14 protein-coding genes are annotated in these 12,297 nt (G+C 74.4%); 9 read left to right on the forward strand and 5 right to left on the reverse strand.

What is annotated here, in order from left to right:
• A partial coding sequence (locus ACIQMU_RS07485) for an electron transfer flavoprotein subunit beta/FixA family protein (protein ID WP_402688426.1) occupies window positions 1–653 on the reverse strand: 653 nt, incomplete at its 3' end.
• A gap of 174 nt (window positions 654–827) precedes the next feature.
• Between ACIQMU_RS07485 and ACIQMU_RS07490 the strand changes: the two genes are divergently transcribed.
• Both ACIQMU_RS07490 and ACIQMU_RS07495 read left to right on the forward strand, forming a co-directional pair.
• Entirely contained in the window at window positions 828–1,553 is a 726-nt protein-coding gene (locus ACIQMU_RS07490) for a TetR family transcriptional regulator (protein ID WP_352239021.1), read from the forward strand.
• Window positions 1,554–1,678: 125 nt separating this feature from the next.
• Window positions 1,679–2,047, forward strand: a complete 369-nt coding sequence (locus ACIQMU_RS07495; protein ID WP_352239020.1) for a hypothetical protein — start codon at window positions 1,679–1,681, stop codon at window positions 2,045–2,047.
• 40 nt (window positions 2,048–2,087) lie between these two features.
• On the opposite strand, the gene ACIQMU_RS07500 is transcribed toward ACIQMU_RS07495, so the two are convergent.
• A complete protein-coding gene (locus ACIQMU_RS07500; RefSeq protein WP_352238993.1) occupies window positions 2,088–2,783 on the reverse strand; it encodes a type 1 glutamine amidotransferase domain-containing protein in 696 nt (231 codons plus the stop codon).
• Between the two features lie 287 nt (window positions 2,784–3,070).
• Between ACIQMU_RS07500 and ACIQMU_RS07505 the strand changes: the two genes are divergently transcribed.
• The 4 genes from ACIQMU_RS07505 (at window position 3,071) to ACIQMU_RS07520 (ending at window position 7,575) form a co-directional block, all read left to right on the forward strand.
• Entirely contained in the window at window positions 3,071–3,916 is an 846-nt protein-coding gene (locus ACIQMU_RS07505) for an inositol monophosphatase family protein (RefSeq protein WP_352238992.1), read from the forward strand.
• 98 nt (window positions 3,917–4,014) lie between these two features.
• Window positions 4,015–5,430, forward strand: coding sequence for a phytoene desaturase family protein (locus ACIQMU_RS07510; protein ID WP_402688427.1), 1,416 nt, complete (start codon window positions 4,015–4,017; stop codon window positions 5,428–5,430).
• 125 nt (window positions 5,431–5,555) lie between these two features.
• Window positions 5,556–7,028, forward strand: coding sequence for an AlkA N-terminal domain-containing protein (locus ACIQMU_RS07515; RefSeq protein ID WP_352238990.1), 1,473 nt, complete (start codon window positions 5,556–5,558; stop codon window positions 7,026–7,028).
• A gap of 22 nt (window positions 7,029–7,050) precedes the next feature.
• The gene (locus tag ACIQMU_RS07520; RefSeq protein ID WP_402688428.1) at window positions 7,051–7,575 is read left to right on the forward strand and encodes a methylated-DNA--[protein]-cysteine S-methyltransferase; all 525 of its coding nucleotides are present in this window, start codon (window positions 7,051–7,053) and stop codon (window positions 7,573–7,575) included.
• 51 nt (window positions 7,576–7,626) lie between these two features.
• Here the strand turns inward: ACIQMU_RS07520 and ACIQMU_RS07525 are convergent, their stop codons facing one another.
• Window positions 7,627–8,211: a TMEM165/GDT1 family protein gene (locus ACIQMU_RS07525; protein ID WP_352238988.1), complete on the reverse strand. Its 585-nt coding sequence runs from the start codon at window positions 8,209–8,211 to the stop codon at window positions 7,627–7,629.
• A 365-nt stretch (window positions 8,212–8,576) separates the two neighbouring features.
• On the opposite strand from ACIQMU_RS07525, the gene ACIQMU_RS07530 reads away from it, so the two are divergent.
• Window positions 8,577–8,981, forward strand: coding sequence for a (2Fe-2S) ferredoxin domain-containing protein (locus ACIQMU_RS07530; RefSeq protein ID WP_352238987.1), 405 nt, complete (start codon window positions 8,577–8,579; stop codon window positions 8,979–8,981).
• Window positions 8,982–9,048: 67 nt separating this feature from the next.
• Window positions 9,049–9,249 (forward strand): type II toxin-antitoxin system VapB family antitoxin, encoded by a 201-nt coding sequence (locus ACIQMU_RS07535; RefSeq protein ID WP_352238986.1) that lies wholly within the window; start codon window positions 9,049–9,051, stop codon window positions 9,247–9,249.
• A gap of 73 nt (window positions 9,250–9,322) precedes the next feature.
• Here the strand turns inward: ACIQMU_RS07535 and ACIQMU_RS07540 are convergent, their stop codons facing one another.
• Entirely contained in the window at window positions 9,323–9,820 is a 498-nt protein-coding gene (locus ACIQMU_RS07540; protein WP_352238985.1) for an NUDIX hydrolase, read from the reverse strand.
• Between the two features lie 169 nt (window positions 9,821–9,989).
• Here ACIQMU_RS07540 and ACIQMU_RS07545 point away from each other — a divergent pair, with 169 nt between their 5' ends.
• Window positions 9,990–11,108 carry a glycerate kinase gene (locus ACIQMU_RS07545; RefSeq protein WP_402688576.1) on the forward strand — a complete coding sequence of 373 codons (1,119 nt, stop codon included), beginning with the start codon at window positions 9,990–9,992 and terminating at the stop codon, window positions 11,106–11,108.
• Between the two features lie 391 nt (window positions 11,109–11,499).
• On the opposite strand, the gene ACIQMU_RS07550 is transcribed toward ACIQMU_RS07545, so the two are convergent.
• Entirely contained in the window at window positions 11,500–12,225 is a 726-nt protein-coding gene (locus ACIQMU_RS07550; RefSeq protein ID WP_402688577.1) for a PucR family transcriptional regulator, read from the reverse strand.
• Window positions 12,226–12,297 lie beyond the last annotated feature (72 nt).

Below are 12,297 nucleotides of genomic sequence, written 5' to 3' on the forward strand. Positions count from 1 at the left end.
CCCACCTCGCCCGCGTCCAGACCCAGATCATCCAGATCCAGCGACTCGACCGGCTTCTTCTTCGCCGCCATGATCCCCTTGAACGACGGATAACGGGCCTCACCGGACTGGTCGGTCACCGACACCACCGCCGGAAGCGAAGCCCGAAGCTCCTCCGAAGCCGTGTCACCGTCACGACGACCGGTCACCACACCCCCGTCCACCGCGACCTCCGACAGCAGCGTCACCTGCGGCACACCCAACCGCTCCGCCAGCAGCGCCGGCAGCACACCCATCACACCGTCCGTCGACGCCATCCCGCAGACCACCAGGTCATACCCGGCCTTCTCCACAGCCTTCGCCAGCACCAGCGACGTCCCCATCACATCACTGCCGTGCAGATCATCGTCCTCGACGTGCACCGCCCTGTCCGCACCCATCGACAACGCCTTGCGCAACGCGTCCTTGGCATCCTCCGGACCCACCGTCACCACGGTGACCTCCGCATCGTCCGCCCCCTCAGCGATCCGCAACGCCTGCTCGACCGCGTACTCGTCCAGCTCCGACAACAGACCGTCGACATCCTCACGATCCAGCGTCAGGTCATCGGCGAACCGCCGGTCACCGGTCGCGTCGGGCACGTACTTCACACAGACAACGATCCTCAAGCTCACGCCGGCTCTCCTGCCTACCTGGGTGTGGTGTGGTTCCACCTGGGTGTCATTCGTAGTAAGGGAAAGGTTATGGCACTCAGTACCCTCTGTAAAGGTACGCAGTGCCAAAAGCGGGCTTCCGGTGCTACGTTTCGCCGCATGAGCGAGGCACGAGGACCCGAGAAGAAGGCGCCCATGCGGGAGGTGCTCGCGCAGGCGGCCTTCCAGCTCTTCCTGGAGCGGGGCTTCGAGCGGACGACCGTGGACGACATCGTGGCGCGGGCCGGCGTGGGCCGGCGTTCGTTCTTCCGCTACTTCCCGTCCAAGGAGGACGCGGTCTTCCCGGACCACGAGCGCTGCCTCGCCGACATGACCGGGTTCCTGGCCGAGGTCGACGACGCCGACCCGGTCGGCGCGGTGTGCGACGCCGCGCGCATCGTGCTGCGGATGTACGCGGCCAACCCCGAGTTCTCCGTGCAGCGCTACCGCCTCACCCGGGAAGTTCCGGGACTGCGGACGTACGAACTGTCCGTGGTGCGCCGCTACGAACAGACCCTCGCCGCCCATCTGCGGGGCCGCTTCGGCGAGGGCGGCGACGGGGAGCTGCGGGCCGAGGTGATCGCGGCCTCCGTGGTCGCCGCGCACAACAACGGGCTGAGGCTGTGGCTGCGGTCGGGTGGGGCGGGCGACCCCGAGGCGGCGGTCGATCACGCGCTCGCCCTGGTGCGCGAGGTGTGGGGCCGGTCGGCCGGGAGGGCGGACGCGCAGTCGCCCGGCCGGGAGGACGGCCTCCCGGCCGGCGCGGATGCCTCGGGCGCCGCCGTCTCCGACGAGGGAGAGGTGATCGTGATGGTGGCGCAGAAGGGCACCCCGATGTGGCGCGTCGTGCGGCAGATCGAGGCCGCCGTCGGCGAGAGCTGAGTACCAATGGGCACTCAGTGCCTTTACTGTCCGGCACTCAGTGCCATATGGTGCGGACGCGCCGGCAGTGCAGGTGCGGCGCGTCCGAGTCGAGCGCAGGGGGTCGAGCCGTGTCCCAGACAGGAATGGGCACCGTCCAGAAGGCGCACGAGGAGTGCGGCCTCTCCTACCACCGCTGCCGCTGGTGCGGCACCGCATCCTTCCGGCGGCTGCTGTGCCCGGTGTGCGCGTCGAGCGAACTGGAGCCCGAACGCACCACCGGCCACGGCGTGGTCGTCCGGACCGCCGTGGTCCACCGCTACACCGAGGCGGCGCGCAACGAGTCCCTGGTGCGGTTCTCCGAAGGATTCGTCTTCCGCTGTCAGATCGTGGGGGCGGCGCCGCACCTGGTGACGGTCGGCGCGCGCGTCCGGCCCGTCCCCGGGGACGGGCCGGAGACGGGCGCGGTCGTGCTGGAGCTCTGCGAGCCGCCCGCACGGCGGGACTGGGCCTGAGACGCCCGCGGGGCCGGCCGACGAGCCGCCGATCGGCCGGTCAGCCGAGCCGGTCGAGCATTTCGTCGGCCAACGGGGCGGAGGAAGCCGGGTTCTGACCGGTGATCAGGTTCCGGTCGGTGATGACGAACGGAGCCCAGGGCTCGCCCTCCTGGAAATCCGCGCCCAGCTCCACCAGCCGGTCCTGGAGCAGCCACTTCGCCCGGTCCGCCAAGCCCGCCTGGGTCTCCTCGGCGTTGGTGAACCCGGTCAGCCGGTACCCGGCGAACGGGTTCGAGCCGTCGGAGCCGGTCGCGGCCAGCAGCGCCGCCGGGCCGTGGCAGACCACGCCGAGCGGTTTGCCCGAGGCCAGCGCCCGGGTGAGCAGCCGCCCGGAGACGGGGTCCACCGCGAGGTCCTCCATCGGACCGTGGCCGCCGGGGTAGAAGACGGCGTCGTACGCGTCCAGGTCCACGTCCTCCAGCGCTACCGGGCTCCGCAGCTCCTCGAACGCCTCCAGCCCCGCCGCCACCCGGTCGGCGCCCTCCTGGCCGCCGTTCGCGTCGGGCGCCAGGCTGCCGCGGTCCACGGTCGGGACGACGCCGCCGGGAGTGGCGACGACCACCTCGTGCCCGGCGTCGGTGAACGCCCGGTGCGGAGCCACCGCCTCCTCCGCCCAGAAGCCCGTGGGGTGGGACGAGCCGTCCGCGAGGGTCCAGTGGTCCGCGCCGGACACCACGAAAAGGATCTTTGCCATGTCGTACATCTCCGTTGGTCGGGGTGACTGACCAGGCCGACGGTAGGCCCGGTCCGGCCAGGAGCCGCGTCCCGCCCACGTGTACCGGAAAGAGGCTTCCGACGAGGCGGTGACGATCGGCCGTCCGGCGGAGCACCTGCCCCCGACGACCGGACCGAACCGTCCCGACGGCTTCGGGCACGGCGCGGCCCCGCCCGCGCGGACACCGTCCGGCATCCGGCCGCGCCGCGGTGCCTGCCCGCTCACCCGGGGGCGGGGGGCCGGCTCCTCCGTGCTTAGCTGGAGCCATGATCGATGACTTCCTGTACGGGACAGCCGGGCACACCGGACCGCCGGCCGAGGTCGAGGCCGCTGTGCGCGCCGCCGCCGCGGCCGAGATCATGCCCCGCCACCGGAAGCTCGCCGCCCACGAGATCATCGAGAAGAGCGGACCGCACGACCTGGTCACCGCCGCCGACCGGCTGGCCGAGGAACACCTCACCGCCGCCCTCACCAAGCTGCTGCCCGGCTCGGTCGTCGTCGGCGAGGAGTCCGTGCACGCCGATCCCGCGGTCTACGACGCCCTCGGCGGCGACGCACCGGTATGGATCGTCGACCCGGTCGACGGCACCCGCCAGTTCGTCCGGGGCGAGGCCGGATTCTGCACCCTGGTCGCCCTCGCCCAGCACGGCGAGGTCCACGCCTCCTGGACGTACGCACCCGTCCTGGGCGAGATGGCCGTCGCGGTCAAAGGCCGGGGCGCCACGCTGAACGGCGCCCCGATACGCTCCGGGACACCCGCACCCGGCGCCGTGCTGAACGTGGCGATGTCGCACCCCGACTACACCACCGACGCCCAGAAGCGGGCCCTGCTCGGCCTGCGCGCCGAAGGCATCCGGGCGCGCCCGTGCGGTTCGGCGGGCCTGGAGTACCTGGCCGTGGCGCGTGGCGACCAGGACGCCGTCGCGTTCAACTGGGAGTTCGCCTGGGACCACGCGGCCGGGCTCCTCCTGGTCACCGAGGCGGGCGGCGCGCAGGCGACCCTCTCGGGCGCCCCGTTCCGCATCGCGGGCGGAAACGACCTGCCGTTCACCGCGGCCCGCGACGACGCCACGGTCCAGCGCGTCCTGACCGCCCTGCGGGCGGGCGGCTGACCCGCCCGAACGGCCCCCGGCACACCCGCGCGTCCCCACGGACGACGGGCCCGAATACCCTGGAGCTTCCGCCCGCAGGCCGACGAAGGAGTCCCCAGGTGACCTCGATGCTCGACGCGGTCGTCGTGGGGGCCGGGCCCAACGGGCTGACCGCCGCCGCCGAACTGGCCCGCAGGGGCTTCGCCGTGGAAATCCACGAGGCGCACGAGACCGTCGGAGGAGGGGCCCGTACCGAGGAGCTGACGCTCCCGGGGTTCCGGCACGACCCCTGCTCCGCCGTGCACCCCCTCGGGATCGGCTCGCCCGCGTTCCGGTCGATGCCCCTGGCCCGGCACGGCCTGGAATGGCTGCGCCCCGAGGTGGAGCTCGCCCACCCGTTCCCGGACGGCACCGCCGCCGTGCTCACCCGGTCCGTCGGCGAGAGCGCCATGTCGCTGGGGCCCCGGGACGCGGGAGCCTACCGCCGCCTCCTCGCCCCCTTCCTCGGCCGCTGGGACGCCCTGGCCGCCGACTTCCTGCGCACCCCCTGGGACGGCCTGCCCCGCGACCCGTACCGGCTGGCCCGCTTCGGCCTGCTCGGCCTCCAGCCCGCCACCTGGGTCTCCCGCCGCTTCGACGGCGAGAAGGCCCGCGGCCTCTTCGCCGGACTCGCCGCCCACGCCATCGCGCCCACCAGCGGGTTCGCCACCTCGGCGATCGCCCTCGTCTTCGCGCTCGCCGCCCACGAGAACGGCTGGCCGGTGCCGCGCGGCGGCTCCCAGGCCATCGCCGACGCCCTCGCCTCCCACCTCCGCGAACAGGGGGGCACGGTCCGCACCGGCAGCGAGGTCAGGCGGCTGGACGAGCTCCCGCCCGCCCGCGCCTACATCTTCGACACCTCTCCCTCCGCGCTCGCCCGGATCGCGGGCCTCGGCTCCGCGTACCACCGCTACCGCTACGGCGCCTCCGCCTTCAAGATCGATTACGCGCTGTCGGGCCCCGTCCCCTGGACCGCCGAGAGCGCCCGCCGCGCCGGGACCGTCCACATCGGCCCCGACGCCGGGACCATCGACACCGCGCTGAAGGCCGCCGTGGAGGGCCGCGACCCCGACATCCCCTTCCTCATCACCGCCCAGCCGAGCCTCCTCGACCCCTCCCGGGCCCCCGAAGGACGCCACGTCTTCTGGGTGTACGGGCACGTCCCGGCCGGCTGGGAGGGCGACGCCACCGACGTCATCGAACGCCAACTGGAGCGCTTCGCCCCCGGTTTCCGCGACCTGGTCCTGGCCCGCGCCCTCTCCGGCCCGCCCCGGCTCGCCCGGCGCAACGCCAACTACGTCGGCGGTGACATCGCCTGCGGAGCCTTCTCCGGCCTCCAGACCCTGATCCGCCCCAAGCTCGCCCGCGTCCCGTACGCGACCGCGCACCCGGCGGTCTTCCTCTGCTCCTCCGCCACCCCGCCCGGACCCGGCGTGCACGGCATGTCCGGCCACCACGCCGCCAAGGCCGTATGGCGACGGCTGCGGGCCTCCTGATCAGCGCGCGGCCGGGCCCCGGCCCGGCGTCCGCCCCCGGGGTCGCACAGCTGTCGGAATCTCGCGTGAGGTCTCTGTCGGAATTCCGCCAGCCAAGCGCCTGACCGGTGCCCCACCCTGGAACCATGCACACCGACACCGAGCGCTGCGTGCGGGCCGTCCAGTCGAAGGACGCCCGCTTCGACGGGTGGTTCTTCACCGCGGTCCTCACCACCCGGATCTACTGCCGCCCCAGCTGCCCCGTCGTGCCGCCCAAGGTCCGCAACATGACCTTCTACCCGAGCGCAGCCGCCTGCCAGCAGGCGGGGTTCCGGGCCTGCAAGCGGTGCCGCCCCGACACCAGCCCCGGCTCCCCGGAGTGGAACGCGCGCGCCGACTCGGTCGCCCGCGCCATGCGGCTGATCCGGGACGGGGTCGTCGACCGCGAGGGCGTGCCGGGACTCGCCTCCCGGCTCGGCTACTCCGCGCGGCAGATCGAACGCCAGCTGCTGGCCGAGCTGGGCGCCGGACCGCTGGCCCTGGCCCGCGCCCAGCGGGCGCAGACCGCCCGCCTCCTCATCGAGACGACCGCACTGCCCATGGCCCAGGTGGCGTTCGCCGCCGGCTTCTCCTCGATCCGCACCTTCAACGAGACGGTCCGCGAGGTCTTCGGCCTCGCCCCCGGCGACCTGCGCACCCGAGCCGCCCGGGCCCCCCGGCCCGCCGCCGTACCGGGTGTCATCGCGCTCCGCCTCCCGTACCGGGCCCCGCTCAACCCCAGCAACCTCTTCGGCCACCTCGCCGCGACCGCCGTCCCCGGCGTCGAGGAGTGGCGGGACGGCGCGTACCGGCGCACCCTCGCCCTCCCGTACGGGCACGGCGTCGTCGCCCTGAGCCCGGCGTCCGACCACATCGCCTGCCGGCTCTCCCTCACCGACCCCCGCGACCTCACCGGGGCCATCAGCCGCTGCCGCTGGCTCCTCGACCTGGACGCGGACCCGGTGGCCGTCGACGCGCGACTGCGCACCGACCCGCTGCTCGCCCCGCTGGTCGACGCGGGACCCGGCCGCCGGGTGCCCCGCACGGTGGACGGGGCGGAGTTCGCCGTACGCGCGGTGCTCGGCCAGCAGGTCTCCACCGCCGCCGCCCGCACCCACGCGGCCCGGCTGGTCACCGCCCACGGCATCCCGGTCGACGACCCCGAGGGCGGCCTCACCCACCTCTTCCCGACCGCCGGGGCGCTGGCCGGTCTCGACCCGGAGGCGCTCGCGCTGCCGCGCAGCCGCCGCACCACGCTCACCACGCTCGTCGCCGCCCTGGCGGAGGACCGGCTGCGGCTCGACACCGACACCGACTGGGAGCAGGCCCGCGCCGAACTGGACGCGCTGCCCGGCTTCGGCCCCTGGACGGTCGAGTCCATCGCCATGCGGGCCCTCGGCGACCCCGACGCCTTCCTCCCCACCGACCTCGGCATCCGCCGGGCGGCAGAACGGCTCGGCCTGCCGGCCACGCCCGCCGCCCTCACCGCACGGGCCGCCGACTGGCGCCCCTGGCGGGCGTACGCCGTGCAGTACCTCTGGACGGTGGACGACCACCCCATCAACCACCTGCCGGCCTGACGCAGACAAGGACACCGCCCCCATGACCGCGACCACCGCTTCGGTGACCACCCAGCACACGGTCCTCGACAGCCCCTACGGCCCGCTGACGCTCGTCGCCACCGACGGCGTCCTCTCCGCCCTCTACATGACCGACCAGCGCCACCGCCCGCCCCAGGAGACCTTCGGCGTCCCGGACCCGGAGCCCTTCGGCGAGGTGGTCCGGCAGCTCGGGGAGTACTTCGCGGGAGACCGCAGCACCTTCGGCCTTCCGCTGAGGCTGGCGGGCACTCCGTTCCAGCGGAGCGTGTGGGCGGAGCTGCTGAAGATCCCGTACGGAGAGACCCGTACGTACGGCGAACTGGCCGAGGAGCTCGGCAAGCCGGGCGCCTCGCGGGCGGTCGGCCTGGCCAACGGCAAGAACCCCGTCGGGATCATCGTGCCGTGCCACCGGGTGATCGGGGCCTCCGGGAGCCTCACCGGCTACGGCGGCGGCCTGGACCGCAAGCGGCGGCTCCTCGCCTTCGAGCGCGGCGAGCCGGAGGACGCGGTGCAGGCGCTGTTCTGAGAGCGGCCCGGGGGCGTACCGAAGCCCGGCTGGCCCCCGGCTCCGCGCTCCTCAGCCGGTGAAGATCTCCACGGCCGTCCAGACCGCGAGACCGAGCATGCAGATACCACCGATGCGCTGCACGGTCTTCAGCGGTACGCGCTTGGCGATGAAGCGGCCCGCCAGCAGGGCGAGGGCCGAGACGGACATCAGGGCCGCGGCCGAGCCGACCGCCGTGGACCAGGTGCCGTTGCTCGCCGCGAGGTTGGCGGTGGTGATCTGCGTCAGGTCGCCCCACTCGCTGATGAACACCGCCATGAAGGCGGTCGAGTAGACCGGCCAGAACCCGGTCACCGTCTTCACCTCGGCGCCCTCGTCGTCGTCCCCGCCGCTGCCGCGCAGCAGGAGGAACGCGCCGAGCGCGAAGAGCGAGGCCGAGACGAGCTTGACGATCCACTCGGGCAGCAGTCCGATGAGGCTGCCCGCGCCGACGGCGATGGCGACGTGCACGACGAACGCGGACGAGGTGCCGAACCAGACATAGAGCGGGCGCATCCGTGTGCCCATGGCCAGCGACGCGAACATCGTCTTGTCGGGGAGCTCCGCGAGGAAGATCAGCCCGAAGGCGGTGATGATCGCCAGAGGGTCGAGGTGCATTCCGGGTGGCTTTCTGTGCGAGCCGGGCCCCGGATCTTCGCGAAGCGCCGCTCGGGCTTTTCGGAGGACCACTCGGCCCGGCATGACGGCACCGCCCACAGGGCGTGGGCGTGTCATACAGGACCGAAGGTCTCGCCCGCCCGTGGAATCCCTCGCAGGACCCACGAGCCCGGCCACCGGGAACCCGGGGGCTCCAGTATGTCGACGACCGGTTTGCGGGGCTACTCCCCTTCGCAGCCGTCAACACTACCCCACCCGGCCGGTTCGGGGGACGGGTGTTCGGACCGTGTGCGCCTCGGTAGAGTCGTGGTGATCACCCGGACCGCAGGTGGTCCCTCCACACCGCCGCGACGGGAAGTGCCCCCATGAGCCGCCGCCCCCGCAAGAACGCGCCCGCCCAGGGCGCCGCCCGGCCCACCGTCAGCGTCTGCCGGGGCTGCTGCTGCGGCACCGGGAAGATTCCGGGCGTCGACCACGCGGCCCAGCTGTCGCGGCTCCGCTCCGGTCTCGACGGGGTCGCCACCGTAAGGGCGGTCGAGTGCCTGGACGCCTGCGAGCAGGGCAACGTGATCGTCGTGCAGCCCTCCTCCGAGGGCCGCGGCGCCGGGGGCCGGCCGGTCTGGCTGGGCCTCGTCAACGACCAGCACGCCGAACAGGACATCGTGACCTGGGCGGCGGCGGGGGGCCCGGGGCTCGCCGACGCCCCTGACATCCTCGACCTGTACGTCTTCCAGCCCTCGCGGCGGGTCCGGGCGGGTCTGGACGGCTGAGACCGCGCGGAGCGGAGAGGCCGGAAACACGCCACGCGAGCGTGGTACCCCGGTGTAGGGTCCGCGCATGGCCAAGGTGACCGTCAGTCTGGATGCCGAACTCATCGTCGAAGTCATGGTGCTCGCGGGGGTGGGGAGCCCCCAGGACGCCGTCGAACTCGTGGTGCGCGACTACATCGCACGCGGCCACCGCACGGAGGCCCTCGTCGCCGACCGCGAGGGGACGGTGCGCGACGTGGAGGTCAAGCCGGAGGCACAGCAGGGCTGATCGCCGGGCACGGGACCGGGCCGAGCACGACTGATCGCCCGTACGGGCCGGGCCCGGGCAGGTCCGGTCGCCCTTAGGCGACCGGCTCGCCGTCCTCCAGCTCCACGGTCCCGCCGCCGGACGTCAGGACCGCCAGCGCGGACCGCACCCGGCCGCCGAGCGAGCCGAGCAGAAAGCCGTCCAGATCGGCGGGCGCCACCAGCCTCCAAGAGAGCAGCTCCTCCTCCTGGAGCCGGATCGCCGCCAGCTGGTCCGCGGTGAGCACCCCGCCGTCGTACAGGTACGCCACGATCGGCGGGCGGCCGGCGCCCCGCACCCAGTCCACGGCGAGCAGCCGCCCCGGCGCCAGGTCGAGGCCGATCTCCTCCGCCGTCTCGCGTCGCGCGGCCTGCCGGGGGCCCTCACCCGTCTCCGACTCGACGGTCCCGCCGGGCAGCGCCCAGCCCTCGCGGTAGTTCGGCTCGACGAGCAGGAGCCGCCCCTCGACGTCACGGAAGAGCGAGGCGGCGCCGGACAGGACCCGGGGGAGCCCGGCGATGTAGGCGGTGTAGTCGGCATCGGGAGTCGTCACGGCCGACAGCGTAGTGGGAACGGCCGTCCCCGGGCGGGTCGTCCCGGTCCTGGCCGAGGTCGTCCGGCCGTGGACGGCCATGGGCAGATCAGGGTCCGTGCGGATAAGGTCGGGGCGGCGCGACTGCCTGTTCGAAAGCAAGGGATGCAAGGTGACGGACGGAGCAGATGTGGAGACCGCCCGCGTGCTCGTCGCGGCGGACAAGTTCAAGGGCTCGCTCACGGCCGTACAGGTCGCGGAGCGGGTGACGGCCGGGCTGCGGCGCGTCGTCCCCGGCGTGCGGGTGGAGGCCCTGCCGGTCGCGGACGGCGGCGACGGCACGGTCGCGGCGGCGGTGGCCGCCGGGTTCGAACGCCGCGAGGCGCGGGTGACCGGCCCGCTCGGGGACCCGGTGACGGCGGCGTACGCGCTGCACGGGTCCACCGCCGTGGTGGAGATGGCCGAGGCTTCGGGCCTCCAGCACCTGACCGAGGGGGTGTTCGCCCCGCTCACGGCCACCACGTACGGTTCGGGCGAACTCCTGACGGCAGCCCTGGAGGCGGGGGCGACGACGATCGTGTTCGGGGTCGGCGGCAGCGCCACCACGGACGGCGGCGCGGGCATGCTCGCCGCCCTCGGAGCTCGTTTCCTGGACGCCGGCGGCAAGCCCGTCGGTCCCGGCGGGGGTCCGCTCGCGGAGCTGGCCGTAGCCGACCTCTCCGGGCTCGACCCGCGCCTGGCGGACGTCGATCTGGTCCTGGCCAGCGACGTGGACAACCCGCTCACGGGGCCCAAGGGCGCCCCGGAGGTGTACGGCCGGCAGAAGGGCGCGAGCGAGGAGGACATCGCGGTCCTCGACGCGGCCCTGGCGCACTACGCCTCGGTCCTGGGCCCCGACGCGGCGGCCCTGCCCGGCGCGGGGGCCGCCGGCGGCATCGGCTACGGGGCGCTCGTCGCCCTCGGCGCCCGCTTCCGCCCCGGCATCGAGGTCATGCTCGACGTGCTCGGCTTCGCCCCCGCGCTGGCCCGTGCCACGCTGGTCATCACGGGTGAGGGCTCGCTCGACGAGCAGACGCTGCACGGCAAGGCCCCGGCCGGGGTCGCCGCCGCCGCCCGCGCGGCCGGGACCGAGGTCGTCGCGGTCTGCGGACGGCTCGCCCTTTCCCCGGAGGCTCTGGAGAAGGCGGGCATCCGCCGCGCCTACGCCCTGGCCGAGCTGGAACCGGACCCGGCCGTCTCCATGGCCCAGGCCGGGCCGCTGCTGGAGCGCGTGGCGGAGTCGATCGCCCGGGACTTCCTGCGGAACTGACCCGCGCCGGGCGGAGCCGATCCACGCGGAGGGAGGGCCCGGCGGGCAGACGCCGGGCGCTCCCTCGGGCCCTTCCTTCCGCCCGGCCCCTCCCTGGCCGGGCGCTTCCCTCCGCCCCTCCCAGCCGGGGCGGCTTTCGCCGGGCTCCCTTCCGCGCGCCCCTATCGCCGGCCGGCTGCCCCGCCTTGCCACCCGGCTACGTTCCCGGGCGCACGGCGGGTGCTGGTCGCCAGGCGGGTCCTGGGCGTACGGCGGGTCCTGGGCGTACGGCGGGCCCCGGGCCCACAGCGGGTCCTGGGCGTACGGCGGGTCCTGGGCGCACGGCGGGCTCCGGACCCACAGCGGGGCCATGGCTCACTGCGAATCCCGGGCGCACACCGCGCGCGGCGGCTCACGGCGGCGCGGAAGACAGCCGCAGTACGTCCAGCGCCAGCACCAGGTCGACCAGCTCGCGCGGCCGTGACAGCGAGCGGGCGGTCAGCCGCTCCAGCCGTCGCAGCCGGTTGAACACCGTGTTGCGGTGACACCGCAGCCGTACCGCTGCCCGCCCCATCGAACCCCCGCACTCCAGCCACGCCTCCAGCGTCCCCACCAGTACCGCCCGCTCCGCGGGGACCAGCGCCAGCAGCGGACCGAACACCTCCGCGAGGAGCCGGGCGGACAGCTCCGGCCGGCTCACCAGCAGGGCCGTCGGCAGCCGCTCGTCGAGCCGTACGACCTCCCGCGTGCCCGGCGCGCACGTCAGCAGCGCCGTGCCCGCGAGCCGCCGTGCCGCTCCCAGCTCCGCCAACGAGCCCACCACCGGACTCATGCCCCCCGGCCCCGCGCCGTGCTTCCCGAGCCGTGCCAGCGCCCCGGGCGGGCCCGCCGCACCCAGCAGCACCACCGCGACGTCCCCGGCCCCGTCCCCGGGACCGCACCAGCGCCAGCGCGTCCCGTCCGCGTCCGGGCCCTCCGCCACCGCGGCCTCCGGCACGGACCCGGCCAGCACCACCACCGCGTAGGCCCCCCGTTCCGGCAGCCCGAGACCGCGTGCCGCGCGCCGCACCAGGTCCGGCGGGGCCCCGCCCGCGAGCAGCGGGCCGAGCAGCACTCCGTACCGCGTCCCACGCCGCATCCGCCGCTCCGTCCCCGAGTCCGGGCGCTCCTGATGACCGATGAGGATGCCACCGGCCGCGTGGGCGGGCGC

The organism is Streptomyces sp. NPDC091649, from assembly GCF_044756785.1.
GTDB lineage: Bacteria > Actinomycetota > Actinomycetes > Streptomycetales > Streptomycetaceae > Streptomyces.

Excerpts from the sequence above, each read along its gene's own strand:
- ACIQMU_RS07490 (WP_352239021.1), top strand. The coding sequence starts at position 828 with ATGCGGGAGGTGCTCGCGCAGGCGGCCTTCCAGCTCTTCCTGGAGCGG.
- ACIQMU_RS07495 (WP_352239020.1), top strand. The coding sequence starts at position 1,679 with ATGGGCACCGTCCAGAAGGCGCACGAGGAGTGCGGCCTCTCCTACCAC.
- ACIQMU_RS07500 (WP_352238993.1), bottom strand. The coding sequence starts at position 2,783 with ATGGCAAAGATCCTTTTCGTGGTGTCCGGCGCGGACCACTGGACCCTC.
- ACIQMU_RS07505 (WP_352238992.1), top strand. The coding sequence starts at position 3,071 with ATGATCGATGACTTCCTGTACGGGACAGCCGGGCACACCGGACCGCCG.
- ACIQMU_RS07515 (WP_352238990.1), top strand. The coding sequence starts at position 5,556 with ATGCACACCGACACCGAGCGCTGCGTGCGGGCCGTCCAGTCGAAGGAC.
- ACIQMU_RS07520 (WP_402688428.1), top strand. The coding sequence starts at position 7,051 with ATGACCGCGACCACCGCTTCGGTGACCACCCAGCACACGGTCCTCGAC.
- ACIQMU_RS07525 (WP_352238988.1), bottom strand. The coding sequence starts at position 8,211 with ATGCACCTCGACCCTCTGGCGATCATCACCGCCTTCGGGCTGATCTTC.
- ACIQMU_RS07530 (WP_352238987.1), top strand. The coding sequence starts at position 8,577 with ATGAGCCGCCGCCCCCGCAAGAACGCGCCCGCCCAGGGCGCCGCCCGG.
- ACIQMU_RS07535 (WP_352238986.1), top strand. The coding sequence starts at position 9,049 with ATGGCCAAGGTGACCGTCAGTCTGGATGCCGAACTCATCGTCGAAGTC.
- ACIQMU_RS07550 (WP_402688577.1), bottom strand. The coding sequence starts at position 12,225 with ATGCGGCGTGGGACGCGGTACGGAGTGCTGCTCGGCCCGCTGCTCGCG.